This is a genomic window from Pseudomonas abyssi (assembly GCF_003444685.1).
Classification (GTDB): domain Bacteria; phylum Pseudomonadota; class Gammaproteobacteria; order Pseudomonadales; family Pseudomonadaceae; genus Halopseudomonas; species Halopseudomonas abyssi.
Genome location: NZ_LMAZ01000001.1, coordinates 255,705 through 274,285, shown reverse-complemented (window position 1 = coordinate 274,285; position 18,581 = coordinate 255,705). Strand labels below are relative to the sequence as shown.

The 18,581-nt window shown below is 62.3% G+C and carries 14 protein-coding genes; 11 read left to right on the top strand and 3 right to left on the bottom strand.

What is annotated here, in order from left to right:
* Positions 1–110: 110 nt before the first annotated feature.
* From ASB58_RS01340 to ASB58_RS01330, 3 genes are all read right to left on the bottom strand, one after another.
* Positions 111–2,075, bottom strand: a complete 1,965-nt coding sequence (locus tag ASB58_RS01340; RefSeq protein ID WP_118129091.1) for a TonB-dependent receptor domain-containing protein — start codon at positions 2,073–2,075, stop codon at positions 111–113.
* Positions 2,076–2,166: 91 nt separating this feature from the next.
* On the bottom strand, positions 2,167–3,513 hold the full coding sequence (locus ASB58_RS01335) for a sensor histidine kinase (RefSeq protein WP_118129090.1): 1,347 nt from the start codon (positions 3,511–3,513) through the stop codon (positions 2,167–2,169).
* On the bottom strand, positions 3,510–4,202 hold the full coding sequence (locus tag ASB58_RS01330; protein WP_118129089.1) for a response regulator transcription factor: 693 nt from the start codon (positions 4,200–4,202) through the stop codon (positions 3,510–3,512). Before ASB58_RS01330 ends, ASB58_RS01335 begins: the two co-directional genes overlap by 4 nt.
* 339 nt (positions 4,203–4,541) lie before the next feature.
* Here ASB58_RS01330 and urtA point away from each other — a divergent pair, with 339 nt between their 5' ends.
* The 11 genes from urtA (at position 4,542) to ASB58_RS01275 (ending at position 18,580) form a co-directional block, all read left to right on the top strand.
* On the top strand, positions 4,542–5,786 hold the full coding sequence (urtA, locus tag ASB58_RS01325) for an urea ABC transporter substrate-binding protein (protein WP_407920664.1): 1,245 nt from the start codon (positions 4,542–4,544) through the stop codon (positions 5,784–5,786).
* A gap of 99 nt (positions 5,787–5,885) precedes the next feature.
* Positions 5,886–7,535 (top strand): urea ABC transporter permease subunit UrtB, encoded by a 1,650-nt coding sequence (gene urtB / locus ASB58_RS01320; protein ID WP_118129088.1) that lies wholly within the window; start codon positions 5,886–5,888, stop codon positions 7,533–7,535.
* Positions 7,536–7,564: 29 nt separating this feature from the next.
* Positions 7,565–8,677, top strand: a complete 1,113-nt coding sequence (gene urtC, locus ASB58_RS01315) for an urea ABC transporter permease subunit UrtC (protein ID WP_407920645.1) — start codon at positions 7,565–7,567, stop codon at positions 8,675–8,677.
* The gene (gene urtD, locus ASB58_RS01310) at positions 8,674–9,510 is read left to right on the top strand and encodes an urea ABC transporter ATP-binding protein UrtD (RefSeq protein ID WP_096003906.1); all 837 of its coding nucleotides are present in this window, start codon (positions 8,674–8,676) and stop codon (positions 9,508–9,510) included. Before urtC ends, urtD begins: the two co-directional genes overlap by 4 nt.
* A 2-nt stretch (positions 9,511–9,512) precedes the next feature.
* Positions 9,513–10,208 (top strand): urea ABC transporter ATP-binding subunit UrtE, encoded by a 696-nt coding sequence (gene urtE / locus ASB58_RS01305; RefSeq protein WP_118129086.1) that lies wholly within the window; start codon positions 9,513–9,515, stop codon positions 10,206–10,208.
* A 220-nt stretch (positions 10,209–10,428) separates the two neighbouring features.
* Positions 10,429–11,412 (top strand): TAXI family TRAP transporter solute-binding subunit, encoded by a 984-nt coding sequence (locus ASB58_RS01300; protein ID WP_118129085.1) that lies wholly within the window; start codon positions 10,429–10,431, stop codon positions 11,410–11,412.
* Positions 11,413–11,478: 66 nt separating this feature from the next.
* Positions 11,479–13,665, top strand: coding sequence for a TRAP transporter permease (locus tag ASB58_RS01295; protein WP_118129084.1), 2,187 nt, complete (start codon positions 11,479–11,481; stop codon positions 13,663–13,665).
* An 85-nt stretch (positions 13,666–13,750) separates the two neighbouring features.
* A complete protein-coding gene (locus ASB58_RS01290) occupies positions 13,751–15,586 on the top strand; it encodes a sensor histidine kinase (RefSeq protein WP_118129083.1) in 1,836 nt (611 codons plus the stop codon).
* On the top strand, positions 15,583–16,935 hold the full coding sequence (locus ASB58_RS01285; RefSeq protein WP_118129082.1) for a sigma-54-dependent transcriptional regulator: 1,353 nt from the start codon (positions 15,583–15,585) through the stop codon (positions 16,933–16,935). The genes ASB58_RS01290 and ASB58_RS01285 overlap by 4 nt, the downstream gene beginning before the upstream one ends.
* 205 nt (positions 16,936–17,140) lie before the next feature.
* Positions 17,141–18,046 (top strand): SDR family oxidoreductase, encoded by a 906-nt coding sequence (locus ASB58_RS01280; protein ID WP_118129081.1) that lies wholly within the window; start codon positions 17,141–17,143, stop codon positions 18,044–18,046.
* A 252-nt stretch (positions 18,047–18,298) separates the two neighbouring features.
* Positions 18,299–18,580 carry a hypothetical protein gene (locus tag ASB58_RS01275; RefSeq protein WP_118129080.1) on the top strand — a complete coding sequence of 94 codons (282 nt, stop codon included), beginning with the start codon at positions 18,299–18,301 and terminating at the stop codon, positions 18,578–18,580.
* Position 18,581 lies beyond the last annotated feature (1 nt).

Here is an 18,581-nt window from a genome sequence, read left to right as displayed (position 1 = left end):
ACTAATTTCCGTGCCCACGCCATCATCTGAGCATTCAGCCCGAAACCTAAAAAAACGGCCAACCCGCGAGGGTTGGCCGTTTTTTATGGGCCGCAGCTCAAGTGAAACGCTTAAAACCGCATCGCCATGCCCAGACGAATTTCACGGCCTGGCTCGTAAGCGCCAATCACGCCTTCATAGCCGGGAATAGCCTCAAAGTCGCCATTGCTGGCGTGATCCAGATACTGCTTGTCGAACAGGTTCTTGACCGTCAGCGACAGGGTCAGGCGTTCGTCATCGAGGACCATCCAGTTGGCGTAGAGGTCTTGCACGCCATAGCCGGGCTTGTCGACTTCACCCACCAGCGTATCCATCGAGACGCGCTCGACAAAGCGGCCCTGCCAGCCCATTTCCAGCGACTCGCTGAAGCGATAGTCAGCGCTCAGGGTCCAGGTGTCACCAAGGGTGGTGCCCAGGCCATTGTGCTGCCACATGTTCAGGTCGTAGCCGTCGTTCAGGTCAGTGTCGTTATGGTGGTAGCTCATGCCGACGCTAAGCTGGCTCCAGCGATAGGCGGTTTCCAGCAGGTAGCCCCTGGACTCCAGATCACCCGCGTTTTCATAGATACGTGGACGCGGCTCCGGATCGCCGATGGCGTCCTGAATCGTCGAACGGTAGTACTTACCGGACAGCAACCAGCCGCCACTGATGTAGTCGAAGCCGACCTCGTTGCTGCGGGCCTTCTCGGGCTTGAGGGCCGGGTCCAGCGGCGCAATGTCGACCTTGAAGCCGTCACGAATCTGCGGCCCGCGGAAAGCACGCGCGTGGGAGACCCATAGCGCCAGGTCGTCGGTGGCCTGAAAGCGCAGGCTGGCGTTGGGGCTGAAGCCGCTTTCGCGATAACGCTCACCCAGATTGCCATCGAGCTGGTAGCGATCGTAACGTCCGCCCAGGCCCAGCAGCCAGCGCTCACCCAGACTCCAGTAATCCTGCACGAAGACACCGTAAACCTTGCCCTCCTGCTCATTCGCATCCGGATCGCTGCCAGGCCCGGCAGTCAGGCTGTCACGACGGTAGTCGACGCCATAAGTCAGCTCATGGCCACCCAGGCGACTGGTGTTACGCACATCACCACCCCAGGACTGGGTTTGCGCGCGATAAATGCCCCAGCGGCCGATGACGTTCTGCTCCAGCTGGTTCTCGGTGTGATAGGCCGACACCTCCAGGTGCAGCAGCGGATTGTCGCTGGGGGCCAGTTCATAGCCGACATTCCAGGTTTCACGAAGGTTTTCCAGCGGGTAGCTCGGGTTCCAGCTGCTGGCCTGCCATTGCGGGCGCTGGTTGCGCAGCCCGGTATCTTCGCGACGCTCATAGCTCAGACGAAGGGTCTGGGCCTCGGTCAGGTGCCCCACCACCTTGCCAAAGCCAAGTGACTGACGGGCGCCAGTGGCGGGAACAGTGTCGCCATTGCCGTCTTCGTAATCATCCAGGTCTTGGTAGGTGGCCATCAGCATGCCGGACCAGGCATCGTTGAGACGACCAAACAGGGTGCCGTTACCCTTGAAACCTTCGGCATTGCTGAAGTAGGTGGTTTTGAGCAGCGCGCCAGCAGACTCGCCCGGACGCAGCAGGTCTTCCGGGTCCTTGGTTTCGAAGCGGATGGCACCACCCAGCGCACCGGGGCCTGCCAAGGCATCGGGCGTGCCTGCCTTGACGTCGACTGCCTTCAGCAGCTCAGGCTCGACATTGATCCGCCCGGTGTGGTGAAAGGTCTGACCGACCTGCTGGGCGCCATCAATACTGATATTCACCATGGTGTCTTCAAGGCCGCGCAGATACAGCTTCTGCGCCACGCTGTGGCCGCCGCCGACGCTGACTTCCGGCTCGGACGCAAACACGTCTTCCAGGTCGGTGGCCTGATAATGCTCCAGCGTCTCGCTGGTCACGTCAGCTTCCTGAATGTGCTGGCCGGTAATCTCCAGGGTGGGCAGCTCTGCCGGCTCGTCAGCCTGGGCGCTGGCCGCTGCCAGCGCGAGGGCCAGAGTACAAAGCCGGAAAGGCAAGCCGGCGCGACCGGCTGTAGGGTAACGGTGCATACTGCATCCTCTGCGTAGTTGTTGGCATAAATTCTTATTTGGGTGCCATTCTTGTTTAGCAGAGACGTAAATCAAACCGCTTTTACATTTGTTACGCCTTCGGCAGACGAATTTCCATGCACAAGCCACCACCCGCCGCAGGACAGGCGCGGATACTGCCGCCGGTGGCGATGATCTGTCGCCGGGCCAGCGCCAGCCCCAGGCCAAAACCAGCGCGCTCGGCCGCTCCCGCCACCGCTTGCGGGGCGCGGAAGAAGGGCTGAAAGATGGCCTCCAGCAGAGGCTCAGGTACCCCCTTGCCCTGATCACTGATGCTCAGCAGCCATTCGTCTGCTGCCTCAGCCAGCGTCAGCTGGACCACGCCGTCGACCGGCGTATGGTCCAGCGCGTTGCGCAGCACGTTTTCAATGGCTTGCCCAAGCGCGCGATGGCTGCTGCGTGTCAGCGGTGCAACCGCCGGCAGGGACACCTGCAGCTGGCGGTCGGCAAATTCAAAGCGGGCGTCGTCAATCAGACTATCGAGCAATTCGGTCAGATCCAGCGACTCATCGCGTAAGACCGGTGCTTCCTGCTCGATCCAGCTCAAGGTCAGGGCATCCTCCACCAGCTGGCGCATGCCGTTGCATTCGGCGTGAATGCGCTCGAGCAGCAGGGCATCACCGCCCTGCTGCCGCGCCAGGCTGACCGCCATCTCGATGCGGGTCAGCGGCGTACGTAGTTCATGGGACATGTCTGCCAGCCGCTGACGCTGGTGCAGGATCAGCTCCTCGGTACGCTCCGCCATGGCATCGAAGACCTTGGCCAGCCCCGCCAGTTCGTCTTTGCGCCCACGCAGCTGATCGCCCACCCGGGCGCTGTAGTCACCATCGCGAAAACGTCGGGTCGCCAGCTCCAGCCTGCGTAGCGGATGCATCAGGTGCCGGTAGAGCAGCAGACAGATGATCAGCAGCACGGTGAAGGGCAACACCACCTGCAACAGCACACGCGAGTGGGTCCAGTAATTGCCGGGGCGCATACGCTGCGGCAACTTGATCAGAAAGCGCGTATGCCCATCGGCAAAGGGCACATCCATCACCGGGTTTTCGGCAAAGTAGAGGTGAATCTTCCATGACAGATCGCGCCCCAGCGCGATGCCGTCATCATAGCCAGCAGGTACGACGGTGCCGCCCAGCGGTGTCAGTTGCGTGCGTACCACACCGGCCCAGGTGTTCTCCTGCTGCTGCACCGTCTGCAGCCAGCGCGCCAAGGCCTGCTCGTCCCCGGCGTTGTGCAGCGCCTCAGCCTGAGCGGCGTAACTGCGCAGGGTTTGCTGGTGGTCCTCATCGATAAAGCTCATCGCCTCTTCCGTTTGCAGCGCCAGCTGCGAGATCGACCAGAACAGCACCAGCATGCCCACCACCAGGGTCAGGCACAGCTTCCACCACAACCGCCGATTCATGCGAACAGGTACCCCCTGCCATGCTGGGTCTGCAGCACATCGCCCAGGCCGGCATCAATCAGACGCCGCCGGATACGGCTGATGTGCATGTCCAGGCTGCGGTCGTAGCGGCTGAACTCGCGATCCAGCACCACACGGTAAAGGTAAGGCTTGGAGAGGACCTCGCCGCGCTGGGCGACCAGCTGCCAGAGCAGACGAAACTGCAGAGGCGTGAGATCAAGGCGCATATCGCCCGCCTCGGCCCATTGCTGCGCGCGATCCAGCCGCAACGAGCCAACCGTCAGCTGCTCCGGCTCGGCCTGCCGCGCACCAACCGGGCGCACACGACGCAGCACCGCATCAATGCGCAACTGCAGCTCTTCCAGACTGTAGGGCTTGGCCAGATAATCGTCAGCGCCGTGTCGCAGGCCGCGAATGCGCTCTTCTTCGGCGTTGGAGGCGGTGACCATGATGACCGGCATGCGACTGTGCTGACGCAGCCGTTTGAGCAGGCTGAAGCCGTTCAGGCCGGGCAGCTTGACGTCCAGCAACAACAGGTCGTGCTGCTCGCGCAGCGCCAGCTCCAGGCCGGCGCTGCCGTCATCGCAACACTGCACGGCGTAGCCGGTGTGTTCCAGCAGTTGCCCCAGCTGCCCACTCAGCTGCCGGTCGTCTTCAACAATCAGAATGTGTCCCAACGGCGCCGGCATGCTGCCCCCTCCCCGCAAACAAGAATGCGCATCATATACAAATGACAATCAAACGCCCAGCTGACGACCTCGCACCACGTCAGGGCATAGCACCAAAAAAGTGCGCACCATTTCAGGGAAGCCCCTCCTCCGGCTCTCGCCACAACCACTGCCAACCCCGCTGAAACGCGCTCTGCAGCTGACATTGTCAGTCATTGTCAAACATTGGCACGTTCCCTGCTCTTGGGTCTGCAGGCGGCGAAACACCTGCCGACACTCCAGACAACAACAGAGAAGGAAAGGAACATGACTCTGAAGAAGATCGTCAAACAGGTCGGCGCGCTGGGCGTTGCCTGTGGCATGGCCCTCGGGGCAATGAGCGCCCAGGCCGAGGACACCATCAAGGTCGGCGTACTGCATTCGCTGTCCGGCACCATGGCTATCTCGGAAACCACGCTCAAAGACACCATGCTGATGCTGATCGAAGAGCAGAACAAAAAAGGCGGCCTGCTTGGCAAGCAGCTTGAGCCAGTCGTTGTAGACCCTGCTTCCAACTGGCCGCTGTTCGCCGAACGCACCCGTGAACTGCTGGAGCAACACGGCGTCGATGCCATCTTCGGTTGCTGGACCTCCGTCTCGCGCAAATCCGTATTGCCGGTGGTTGAAGAGCTGAACGGCATCCTGTTCTACCCGGTGCAGTACGAAGGTGAAGAGTCTTCGCGCAACGTGTTCTACACCGGCGCTGCGCCGAACCAGCAAGCCATTCCGGCGGTTGACTACCTGAAAGACGAACTGGGTATCGAGCGCTGGGTGCTGGCCGGTACCGACTACGTCTATCCGCGCACCACCAACCGCATTCTGGAAGCCTATCTGAAGGCCAACGGCGTAGCTGAAGAAGACATCATGATCAACTACACCCCGTTCGGCCATGCTGACTGGCAGAACATCGTTGCCGAGATCAAACGCTTCGGCAGCGCCGGCAAGAAGACCGCGGTGGTGTCCACCATCAACGGTGACGCCAACGTGCCTTTCTACCGCGAGCTGGGTAACCAGGGCGTATCCGCCGAGGACATCCCGGTTGTTGCCTTCTCCGTGGGTGAGGAAGAGCTGTCCGGTATCGACACCGCTCCGCTGGTCGGCCACATGGCTGCCTGGAACTACTTCATGAGCGAAGAGACCCCGGAAAACGAAGCCTTCATCAAGGCCTGGCACGACTACATCGGCGACACCAAGCGCGTCACCAATGACCCGATGGAAGCCCACTACATCGGCTTCAACATGTGGGTCAAAGCCGTTGAAGCAGCCGGCACCACCGATACCGACAAGGTCATCGACGCCATGGTTGGCGTAGAAGTCCCCAACCTGACCGGCGGTACCAGCACCATGCTGCCCAACCACCACATCACCAAGCCGGTGCTGATCGGTGAAATCCAGGACGACGGCCAGTTCCTGACCGTGTCCAGCACCGAAGAGCTGGTACCCGGCGATGCCTGGTCCGACTACCTGGAAGGCAGCAAGGACCTGATCTCCGACTGGACCGCGCCGATCAGCTGCGGCAACTACAACACCCAGACCAAGAGCTGCGTCGGCACCACCGCCGAATAAGCAGTCCACCTGGCGGGCAGCTAACCGCCCGCCTCTGCCGACGGGGCGCAACGACGCCCCGTTGAGCTGTTCCACCCGATATCCAATCAGGACATGACCATGATCCCGATCTGCCGTCTGACACCCCGGCATGCCGTACAGCAATGGCTTACCCGTTTGCTGCTGCTGTGTCTGTGCAGCCTGCCCCTGCACACCAGCGCCCAGGAAGCCCCTGAGGCCACGCCCGCACAGCCCACCTTTGACGAGTTGGTACGCCAGTTGCCCAGCGGCAACCTGCGCCAACGCGCCACCACCGTTGAACAACTCGCCAGCCAGCAGGACGAACGCCTGGCTGACATTCTTGCCGCCCTGATAGCCGGCGATCTGCTGGCCAACAAGGACAATCCCCCGGTCGTTGCCATCCGCAACGGCGACACCCTGACCGATGCTCTGGACGGCAGTGACCTCACCGGCACCAGCGGCCTGCGCCGCATCCCGGTCAACAACAGCCTGCGTACGCAGCTACGCGGCATGGTCGCGCAGCTCAACCTCAGCCACCCCGATAGCGACAAGCGCTACGCCGCCGTGCAGCGTTTTATCCGTGACGGCGTGGATGGCGAGACCGCCGCCCTGCTGCACCAACACCAGCCAAGCGAGGAGTCCGGCCGCGTGAACGACGCGATCGACGCGGCGCTGGCCCTGTTTGACCTGCAAACCGGTGACCGCGATCAACGCATGGCCGCCATCGACACCCTCAGCGGCTCGCTGGAACAGGAAGCCCGCAACGCCCTGCGCAGCGTCGCCGAGAACGATGAAGACGCAACACTGCGCGCCGCCGCTGCCAAGGCGATCGAGTCCATTCAGGGCCGCATCAGTTTCTACCGCTTTATCGAAAACGTGTTCTTCGGCCTCAGCCTGGGCTCCATCCTGCTGCTGGCCGCCATCGGCCTGGCCATCACCTTTGGCGTGATGGGCGTGATCAACATGGCCCACGGCGAACTGATCATGATCGGCGCCTACACCACCTGGGGCATTCAGGTGCTGTTCCCGGATCTGATCGAGTGGAGCCTTTTGATCGCCATTCCGGCAGCGTTTCTGATCACCGCGCTGGTCGGCATCGCCATCGAACGCGGCGTGATTCGCTTCCTCTACGGCCGTCCGCTGGAAACCCTGCTGGCGACCTTCGGCCTGAGCCTGGTGCTGCAGCAGGCGGTGCGCACCCTGTTCAGCCCGCTCAACCGTTCGGTTACCTCACCCGAGTGGATCAGCGGCACCCTGAGCATCAACCCGGTGCTGTCGATCACCTATACCCGTCTGTACATCCTGCTGTTCGGGCTGGCGGTGTTCTTCGCGCTGATGCTGGTGATGAAGCGCACCAGCCTCGGCCTCAAGGTCCGCGCCGTCTCGCAGAACCGCGCCATGGCCCGCGCCGTGGGCGTGCGCTCCAACTGGATCGACGCCCTGACCTTCGGCCTGGGTTCCGGCATCGCCGGGGTAGCAGGTGTTGCCCTGTCGCAGATCACCAACGTCGGCCCCAACCTCGGCCAGGCCTACATCATCGACTCGTTCATGGTGGTGGTATTCGGCGGCGTAGGTAACCTCTGGGGCACGCTGGTCAGCGCCATGAGCCTGGGTCTGATCAACAACTTCCTCGAGCCCTGGGCCGGCGCCATGCTCGCCAAGGTGCTGGTGCTGATCATGCTGATCCTGTTTATCCAGAAGAAACCCAAGGGACTCTTCCCGCAGAAAGGACGGGCCGCGGCTGACTGATCGCCGCTGCTGTTTCTTTTCCAACCGAATTGAACGAGGGAAGTATGCTTACCCAACGACTGTTATTCAGTGATCGGGGCGGAATGCTGGTGCTGGGCCTGGTACTGCTCACCACCATCATCGTGCCGATTCTCAACCTGGCGGTGCCGACCGACTCACCGCTGTACGTTTCCAACTTTACCGTCGGCCTGCTCGGCAAGTTCCTGTGCTTTGCCCTGCTGGCCCTGTCGGTCGATCTGATCTGGGGCTACGCCGGCATCCTGTCGCTCGGCCACGGCGCCTTCTTCAGCCTGGGAGGTTACGCCATGGGCATGTACCTGATGCGCCAGATCGGCGACCGTGGTGTCTACGGCCACCCCGAGCTGATGGACTTCATGGTGGTGCTCAACTGGGACAAGCTGCCCTGGTACTGGCAGGGCTTCGACATGTTCTGGTTCGCCATGCTGATGGTGCTGCTGGTGCCGGGCCTGCTGGCTCTGGTGTTCGGCTGGCTGGCGTTCCGTTCACGGGTGACCGGCGTCTACTTCGCCATCATCACCCAGGCGCTGACCTACGCGCTGATGCTCGCCTTCTTCCGCAACGAGATGGGCTTTGGCGGCAACAACGGCCTGAACGACTTCAAGGAAATCCTCGGCTTTGATCTGGCGGCCAAGACCACCCGCGTCGGGCTGTTCGTGGCGTCCTCGATTGCCCTAATCCTCGGCTACATGGCCTGCCGCTACATCGTTACCTCCCGCATGGGTCGGGTGATCATCGCCATCCGTGATGCCGAAAGTCGCACCCGCTTCAGCGGCTATCAGGTCGAAAGCTACAAGCTCTGGCTGTTCGTCTTCTCCGCCATGCTGGCGGCGGTGGCCGGCGCACTCTATGTGCCGCAGGTCGGCATCATCAACCCGGGCGAATTCTCCCCGCTCAACTCCATCGAAATGGTGGTCTGGGTCGCAACCGGCGGCCGTGGCACCCTGTTCGGCGCCATCGTCGGTGCGTTCAGCGTCAACTACGCCAAGACCTTCTTCACCACCTTTTCACCGGAAACCTGGCTGTTCATCCTCGGCGGTCTGTTCGTACTGGTAACCCTGCTGCTGCCCAAGGGCATCGTGGGCCTGTTCGACCGCTTCAGCCGCAAGGGAGACAAACAATGAACCCGCTTGAACAACTGCGCGAAACCTGGCGCCGCGATCAGGTCTTCGACTTCGTCCAGCCCGCGCCGGACTTCTCCACCAAGGTCGACACCACCCACGGCCCGATCCTCTACGTGGAAGACGTCAGCGTCAGCTTTGACGGTTTCAAGGCGCTGAACAATCTCAACCTGTACATCGATGACGGTGAGCTGCGCTGCATCATCGGCCCCAACGGTGCCGGCAAGACCACCATGATGGACGTCATCACCGGCAAGACCCGCCCGGACACCGGCAGCGTCTGGTTCGGCCAGCGCATGAACCTCCTTAAACTGTCCGAGCACGAGATCGCCCGTGGCGGTATCGGCCGCAAGTTCCAGAAGCCGACCATCTTCGAGGCGCTCTCGGTGTTCGAGAATCTGGAACTGGCCACCGCCTCCAACAAGCACGTCTGGTACACGCTGAATAAAAGCCTGACCGGCGAACAGCTGGACCGCATCGACGAGGTGCTCAAGCTGATCGGCCTGAAGGAGCAGTTCCGCATGGAAGCCGGCGCCCTGTCTCACGGCCAGAAGCAGTGGCTGGAGATCGGCATGTTGCTGATGCAGAACCCGCGCGTGCTGCTGGTTGATGAACCGGTCGCCGGCATGACCGGTGAAGAAGTCGAACACACCGCCGAACTGCTGACCTCGCTGGCCGGCCGTCACTCGGTCATCGTGGTCGAGCACGACATGGCGTTCGTGCGCTCCATCGCCCGCAAGGTCACCGTGCTGCACCAGGGCTCGGTGCTGGCCGAAGGCACCATGGATCAGGTGCAGAATGACCCGCGTGTGGTCGAAGTCTACTTGGGGGAATGACCATGCTCAGCATTCAAGGTATCAACCAGTTCTACAACCAGAGTCACATCCTCTGGGATCTCGACCTCGAGCTGAAAGAAGGCAGCTGCAGCTGCCTGCTCGGCCGCAACGGCGTGGGCAAGACCACCCTGCTCAAATGCATCACCGGCCTGCTGCCGGTGAAAAGCGGACAGATCAGCCTGATGGGCCGCGACATCACCAAGCTCTCGACCGAAAACCGCGCCCGCTCCGGGATCGGTTACGTGCCGCAGGGGCGCGAGATATTTCCGCTGCTGACGGTGGAAGAGAACCTGAAAATCTCCCTCGGCGCCCGCCCGGACCGCGCCCGGCAGATTCCACCGCACATTTACGAGCTGTTCCCGGTGCTCAAGGAAATGAAACACCGCCGCGGCGGCGATCTGTCCGGCGGTCAGCAGCAGCAACTGGCGATTGGCCGCGCGCTGGTGCTCGACCCCAAGCTGCTGATTCTCGATGAGCCGACCGAGGGCATTCAGCCCAACATCGTGCGCGACATCAGCGACGTGATCCGCAAGCTCAACACCGAGCTGGGGCTGACCGTGCTGCTGGTCGAACAGAAGCTGCCGTTCGCCCGCCGAGCCGCGGAAAGCTTCTTCATCATGGAACGCGGGCGCATGGTCGCCAACGGCCCGATGGATGAGCTGAACGACGATCTGATCCAGCGTTATCTGACCGTCTGATCTCCTCTGCCATTGCCGCCGGGCTACCCGGCGGCAATGGGTCATTTCCCACCCATCCCCCTCAAAAATCGGGGTGAGAATCCACCCAACACACCCGCCCACAAAATACAAAACCCTTAAAAAACAGCAGCTTCCTTCCTGTGGCACAAGGCTTGCCTTGGTCTATGTGTGATTGCCCACCCCTCGGGCCAACAACAAACACAAGAACCGGAGTTATGCCATGAAAACCTTACGCACCCTGGCCGTTGCCGGCCTGTCTGCCACTGCCCTGCTGTCCACTTCATTTGCCTTTGCCCAGGACCGCGCCGGCTGGCCTTCCAGCTTCACCGTCGGCACTGCCAGCCAGGGCGGCACCTATTTCGCCTACGGTTCAGGCTGGGCTAACTTCATTGCCGAGCAGACCGGGGTGTCCGGCGGCGCAGAAGTGACCGGCGGCCCGGTACAGAACATGGCACTGGTTCACACCGGCGATCTGGCGTTCGGTTTCACCACCATGGGCCCGGCCCGCGACGCGATCGAAGGCAAAAGCCCACTGGCTCCGGGCATGCCGCTGGATAACACCTGCGCCATGTTCCCGATGTACGAAACGCCCTTCTCCATGGCCGCCCTAGGCAGCTCCGGCATCACCAGCGTGAGTGCCATCCCGGCAGGCACGCGTATCGGCTTCGGCCCATCCGGTTCTACCTCTGACAGCTACTTCCCGGACATGCTGCGCACCCTCGGCGTACAGTTCGAGCCGCGCAACGGCAGCTGGGCCGACCTGGGAGGTCAGATGCAGGATGGCCTGCTCGACATGGTCGGCTTCGCCGCCGGCGTGCCGATCCCGACCATCAGCCAGCTGGAAGTACAAACCTCCGTCAACGTGCTGTCCTTCACCCAGGAAGAAGCCGACAAGCTGGTGGCCGCTTATCCGGTGTCCGAGTTCATCATTCCGGCCGGTACCTACAACACCGTTGAAGGCGATGTCCGCGCCGTCGCCATGTGGAACTTCGCGGTTGCCAACTGTGACCTGCCGGAGAGCTTCATCTACGAAGTCACCCGCCTGACCATGGAAAACAACCCGCGCATGGTCTCCATCCACCAGTCAGCGGTGACCAGCATTCCGGAAAACCGCGACAAGAACACCTTTATCCCGTGGCACCCGGGCGCGGCGCGCTGGTTTGCCGAGAACGGCTACGAGCTGGACCCGGCACTGGTCAAGTAACCGCTTCTTTCCCTGTCCACTGCTGCCCGGCACGCGCCGGGTAGCCCGCTCCCACGCAGGTGCACCATGACTCAGCTTACCCAACCCCATGCGGACGATCCGCAGGCCACCCTCGCCCCCACCGACCCGGTCATGGCAGAAGGCGTGGATGACGAACCCGTCGAAGGCAACCGCCGCCTGTATCAGGGCTGGCGTATGCATGGCATGGCGCTGCTCGCCATCGCCTATTCGGCTTTCCATCTGTATGTGTTGAACGTGTCGCCGATGGAGACCTGGAGCTATCGCATCGTTCACGTTTGCGGCGCGCTGATTCTGGGTTACCTGCTGTTCTCCGGTCGCGGCTTTGCCGACGCCCCCAGCGCCATGCACCGCTGGCTCAACGTCGCCGCTGCTACCGCGCTGCTGCCCGCTGGCTATGCCCTGTGGCAAACCGTCTCGATGTACCAGTTGCTCAAAGGCGGCGCCATGCGCGTACCGGTTGAGATCGAGACGCTGCACTACGGCTGGCCGCTGCTGGCGGCCACCGGCGTGGGTATCGTGCTGAGCTGGCTGCAACGCCAGCAGCGCAGCGGCTTCAACCTGCCTGACCTGGTGCTGATTGTCTGCTCGCTGGCCAGCGCCGGTTACTTCCTGGTGATCTTCAACTCTCCGCTGCGCATGAGCACCGGCACCCCGTTTGCGCCGATCGGCATGAGCTTCGCTGCTGTTGCCGGCACCGCGCTGATCATGGAAATGACCCGCCGCGTCGCCGGTCTGGCACTGGTGGTGATTGCCCTGCTGTTCGTCGCCTACGTGTTTGCCGGCCCGCACCTGCCAAGCTTTCTGGGCTACCCGGGGCTGAGCATTCAGCGCTTCTTCAGCCAGGTCTACACCGACATCGGCGTACTGGGCCCGACCACCGCTGTGTCCTCGACCTACATCATCCTGTTCATCATCTTCGCCGCCTTCCTGCAGGCATCGAAGGTCGGCGACTACTTCGTCAACTTCGCCTTTGCCTGCGCCGGCCGTTCGCGCGGCGGCCCGGCCAAGGTGTCGATCTTCGCCTCCGGCCTGATGGGCATGATCAACGGCACCAGCGCCGGTAACGTGGTCTCCACCGGCTCGCTGACCATCCCGCTGATGAAGAAGGTCGGCTACAGCAAGAAGACCGCCGGCGCGGTGGAAGCCGCTGCCTCCACCGGTGGGCAGATCATGCCGCCGATCATGGGCGCAGGTGCCTTCATCATGGCCGAGATCACCGGCATCCCCTACACCGAGATCGCCATTGCGGCGGTCATCCCGGCGATTCTGTATTTCGCCTCGGTGTACTTCATGGTTGACCTGGAAGCCGCCAAGACCGGTATGCGTGGCATGCGCAAGGAAGAGCTGCCGCAGCTCAAGGCCCTGCTGCGTCAGGTCTACCTGTTCGTACCCATCCTGATTCTGGTGGTCGCCCTGTTTGTCGGTTACTCGGTGATCCGTGCCGGCACCCTGGCGACTGTTGCTGCCGCCGTAGTCAGCTGGCTGTCGCCCAACAAGATGGGCCTGCGCGGCATGCTCAAGGCGCTGGAGCTGGCGGGTATCATGTCGATCCAGATCATCGTGGTCTGCGCCTGCGCCGGCGTGATCGTTGGCGTCATCGCGCTGACCGGTGTGGGCGCGCGCTTCTCCTCGATGCTGCTGGGCGTGGCCGATGCCAGCCAGCTGCTGGCACTGGTGTTCGCCATGCTGATCTCCATCGTGCTGGGCATGGGCATGCCCACCACCGCCGCCTACGCGGTCGCCGCCTCGGTGGTCGCGCCCGGCCTGATCCAGCTCGGCATCGACCCGCTGACCGCACACTTCTTCGTGTTCTACTTCGCGGTGGTCTCGGCCATCACCCCACCGGTGGCTCTGGCCTCATTCGCAGCGGCCGGCATCTCCGGTGCCAACCCGATGCAGACCTCAATGGCCTCGTTCAAGATCGGTCTGGCCGCGTTCATCGTGCCGTTCATGTTCTTCTACAACGGCGCGCTGCTGATGAACGACAGTATCCCGGCCATTGCCCAAGCGCTGATTACCGCCAGCGCCGGCGTCTACCTGCTGTCTGCCGGCGTACAAGGCTGGTTTATGAATCTGCGCACCAACTGGCTGGTCCGTAGCCTGCTGATCGCGGCGGCCTTCCTGATGATCGAAGGCGGCGGCCTGACCGACCTGGTCGGCATCGCCATAGCCGTGCTCGCCGCCGGTCTGCAAAAGAAACTCGGCGCGCGTCAGCTGGCCCCTGCCGCCTGAGCCAAAACCGGACAACCTGCACATTGCGGGTTGTCCGGCCTGCTGGCTGGGGCTACGCTCGCGTGGAGCCCACGAACACCACACCATGAAAAAAAACCTGCCCATCGCCCTGTGTTTCAGTCTGATCGCCCTGCTGGCATGGCAGCTTGGCGGTCATTTTGGCTATCGCCAACTGGAGCAGCACGGACGCGATGAGGCCTTCCGCTACAGCCAGCTGATCAGCAACGAGATCAAGCGCTACGAACCCATTGTGGCCCTGGCCGCCCAACACCCACAGCTGCGCCAGGCCCTGAACAGTCCCGAGCAGGCGCAGCATATCGACGCCGCCAACAGCATCATGCAGACCATGGCGACCATCGTGGCCAGCTCGGATGTCTACCTGATGGACGCCAGCGGCCACACCATCGCCGCCAGCAACTATCAGCAAAGCGCCAGCTTCATTGGCCGCAACTTCGCCTTTCGCCCCTACTTTCGCCGCGCCATGGCGGACCCCGGCGCGCCGGCGTTCTACTTTGCCCTGGGCACTACCTCGCGGGTCCGCGGCCTGTACTTTGCCCAGGCGGTGATGGCCGGTGACGGCAGCGACGAGCCCATCGGGGTCATTACCATGAAGGTGCAGGTCACGACACTGGAACAACAGTGGCAACGCCCTGACGCCGGCCAGAACAGCGAAATGCTGATCACCGATGCCCAAGGCGTCAGCTTTATCGCCAGCCGCCCCGACTGGCTGTATCGCAGCATCAAGCCCATGGACAGCTGGCTGCAGCGCCAACTGGTCGAAGAGCAGCGCTACGACCGCCAGACGATTACTCCGCTGATCACCACCACCCTGCCGACCCCTTGGGGTATCGACGCCGAGTACCTAATGATCGCCGAGCAACAACGCCAGCACAGCTACCTCAGCGTCAGCCTGCCGCTGCCCAGAGAGGATTGGACCTTGCGCGTGCTGAGCGACAGCCGGCCGGTGTTCTGGACCCGCATCCTGTTTCTGCTGGTCAGCTGTCTGCTGGTCGCCGGCATGCTGCTGGCCTGGTTGTATCTGCGCGAACGTCACCGCCGCGAGGCCGAGCTGGCCCAGCGCAGCACGCTGCTGGAGCAACGGGTGACCGAGCGGACCGCCGATCTGGAGGCCTCCAACCGTCAGCTGCTGGCGGAAATCAGCGAGCGCGAGCGCGCCGAGAATGAGCTCAAAGCCGCTCAGCAGGAGCTGATCCAGGCGGCCAAGCTGGCTGTACTCGGGCAGATGTCCGCCGGCCTCAACCACGAATTGAACCAGCCGCTGACCGCCATTCAGGCCTATGCGCGCAACAGCCAGCGCTTTCTGGAACGCGGCGAGCAAGATACGGTCGCCGCCAATCTAGGCGAGATCGTCAATCTGTGCGACACCATGGCCGAGCTGACCCGGCAGTTCAAAGTCTTTGCACGCAAGTCATCCGGTCTGCCCTCCCAGGTCGACCTGCGCCAGCCGATCGACGCCGCCCTCAAGATCATCAGCGCCCAGGACAGTAGCCGGGGCATCCAGATTCACTGGCAACGCCCCGAGCAACCGGTGCCCGTGCACGGCGAACTGATTCGTATCGAGCAGGTGCTGGTCAACTTGATTGCCAATGCCGTGCACGCCGTGGAAGCCCAGCCCAACGGCGAGATCAGCCTGCAAATCAGCCACAATGACGGACAGGTCACCTGCCACGTACGCGACAATGGCCCCGGCCTGCCGGCCGACAGCGAGCAACTGTTCGAGCCCTTCTACACCACCAAGTCGATGAAGCAGGGACTGGGTCTGGGGCTGTCAATTTCGCGGCAGATCATGGATGCGCTGGGCGGCAGCCTGACCGGCCAGAACCGCCGCGATACCCGCGGCGCCGAATTCATCCTGCGCTTTCAGACACGCAGCACTGCACAACCGGCGGAGAGGCCATGAGCGAGCCCGTGATTTTCTTTATCGACGACGACGCCAGCATTCGTCAGGCCATCACCCAGACCCTGGCGCTGGAAGGCCTGCCGGTACGCGCCTTCGCCGACGGTGCCAGTGCGCTGGCCGAGCTGAACGCCGACTTCCCCGGCATCATCCTCTGCGACTATCACATGCCAGGCATGGACGGCCTCGCCGTACTGCAAGCGGTACGCGCCTGTGATGACAGCATTCCGCTGATCATCCTGACCGGCCAGGGCGATATCAGCACCGCAGTGGCCGCCATGCGCCAGGGTGCCTATGACTTTATCGAAAAACCCTTCCACCACGACGGCCTGATCGAGATTCTCAAGCGCGCGTTGGACAAGCGCCGCCTGGCGCTGGAGAACCGCCGACTCAAGGCCCAGCTGCGCGTGCTGGCCCGCCCCGGCCCGCGCCTGCTTGGCAGCTCCAGCAGCATGCAGACCCTGCTGGCACTGCTCGACCCTCTGCTGGGCACCGCTGCCGACATCCTGCTGTACGGCGAAACCGGCGCCGGCAAAGACGCTATTGCCCGCTACATTCACGAGAACAGCCCACGCAGCGAGCACAATTTTGTCGCCATCAACTGCGGTGCGGTGCCGGAGAATCTGATCGAAAGCGAACTGTTCGGCCACGAGGCCGGCGCCTTCACCGGGGCCGACAAGCGCCGCATCGGCAAGTTTGAGCACGCCCATCAAGGCACCCTGTTTCTCGATGAGCTGGAAAGCATGCCGCTGAACCTGCAGGTGCGCCTGTTGCGTGTGCTGGAAGAACGCAAGATCGAACGACTGGGCAGCAACCAGTCGATCCCGGTGGATGTGCGTGTGATCGCGGCCAGCAAGTCCGACCTCAAGGCACTGAGCGACGCCGGCGACTTCCGCGCTGACCTGTTCTATCGCCTCAACGTACTGCGCATCAATATTCCGCCGCTGCGCGAGCGCCGCCAGGACGTACCGCTGCTATTCCACCACTTTGCACTGATCGCCGCCTCCCGCTACGACCGCGAGATCATCCCGCTGGACGCCAGCCAAGCCGCCGCCCTGATGCAGCATGACTGGCCCGGCAACGTGCGCGAGCTGCGCAACATGGCCGAGCGCTATGTGCTGATGGGAGCCGCCGCCCTGAACGACCCCGACAGCGCCCAGCTGCCAGCCGCCGGCAGCCAGCAGACCCTCGCCGAAATGGTCGATGCCTACGAGCGCAGCCTGATCGCCAGTGCCCTCAACGCCTGCAATGGCAGCATCAAGCAGGTCATGATGCAGCTCGGCCTGGCCCGCAAGACGCTGTACGACAAAATGAAACGCCACGGCCTCGACAAGGCCGATTACAAGGACTGACCCGGATTGCGGGCGCGACCGCCGCGCCCCTGCGCCCTGACTGCCTGCCACCTGGCCGGTCATATGTCCCGCACGGCCCCAACGTCGCCGCCCGCGCCATTTATGAGCCAGTATTCACCGCCGCCTCACCCCCTTGCCATGTTCAAACAAGTGTTCGACACTGATCGGCGTTTTTTCATCCGTACACGAATTTAGGGGACAACCCATGAGCGATATCCGTTTCGACGACAAAGTCGTCATCGTAACCGGTGCCGGTGGCGGCATTGGCCGCGCCCACGCCCTGCTGTTTGCCAAGCACGGCGCCAAAGTTGTGGTCAACGACCTGGGCGGCAGCGCCAACGGCGAAGGCGCCAATAGCGAAGCTGCGCTCAAGGTTGTCGAAGAAATCAAGGCCGCTGGCGGCACTGCGATTGCCAACCCGGACAACGTCATCAACGGTGACCGCATCGTTGAGTGCGCGATGGACAACTTCGGTCGCATCGACGTCGTCGTCAACAACGCCGGCATCCTGCGCGACAAGAGCTTCGCCAAGATGACCGATGCCGACTGGGACCTGATCTACAAAGTCCACGTCGAAGGCGCCTACAAGACTACCAAGGCCGCCTGGGACCACATGAAGAACAACAACTTCGGTCGCATCATCTTCACCTCCTCCACCTCCGGCATCTACGGCAACTTCGGTCAGGCCAACTACGGCATGGCCAAGCTGGGCCTGTACGGCTTCACCCGTACCCTGGCGATCGAAGGCCGCAAGAACAACATCTTCGTCAACGCCATCGCCCCGACTGGCGGCACTCGCATGACCGAAGGTCTGTTCCCGGAAGGCGCATTCGACAAGCTGAAGCCTGAACTGGTCAGCCCGCTGGTCGCCTACCTGTGCTCCGAAGAGTGCAAGGAAACCGGCAGCCTGTTCGAAGTCGGCGGCGGCTGGATGGGCAAGGTACGCTGGGAGCGCTCCCTGGGTATCGGCTTCAACCCCGACGAAGGCTTCACCCCGGAAGACGTTGCAGCCAACTTCGAACAGCTGTGCAGCTTCGAAGGCGCCGTCCACCCGAAAGATAACATCGAAGCCCTGCGCGAACTGATGGCCAACATCCAGAAGTTTGCCTGACGGCCACTTCTGGAGCGGCAAGCTTTAAGCCTCAAGCGACAAGCTAACGGCAAAAGCGCTGACCGATGTTAAAAAGCCCGCCCCTGGGTTCAGAGACGGGCTTTTTGTTTACCGGTCGCCGCCGCCACTCCCCGAATGTAACGGACTGCCATTAGAACGAAAGAGCGATCACTTAGCAAAAAGCTCGATCCCGGCTTGCAATATTGGTGTATGCGCATACAGTCAAACTATATCGACTGACGGAACTCAAGCATGCACACGGCCAGCGAAATACCTTCATGGGACGACACATCTCGCTCAGGCTTGTTTAAGTGGTGGCAAGATATGGCGAAAAGCGGGCTTATCCATCACCCGGATGACGATCCTGCCACCATTGTGTACGTCAAGAACAACGACCGTTTCTTTGACTCCAAGGCCTGCGACAAGCTCCGCGAGATTTACTCAAGGATGGAAAACACTCACGGTACGCTCACCTATACCGCTGGTGCCAAAGCCATGCGAGACATCCTTGCAGCGTCAAAAACAAGCCCATGAT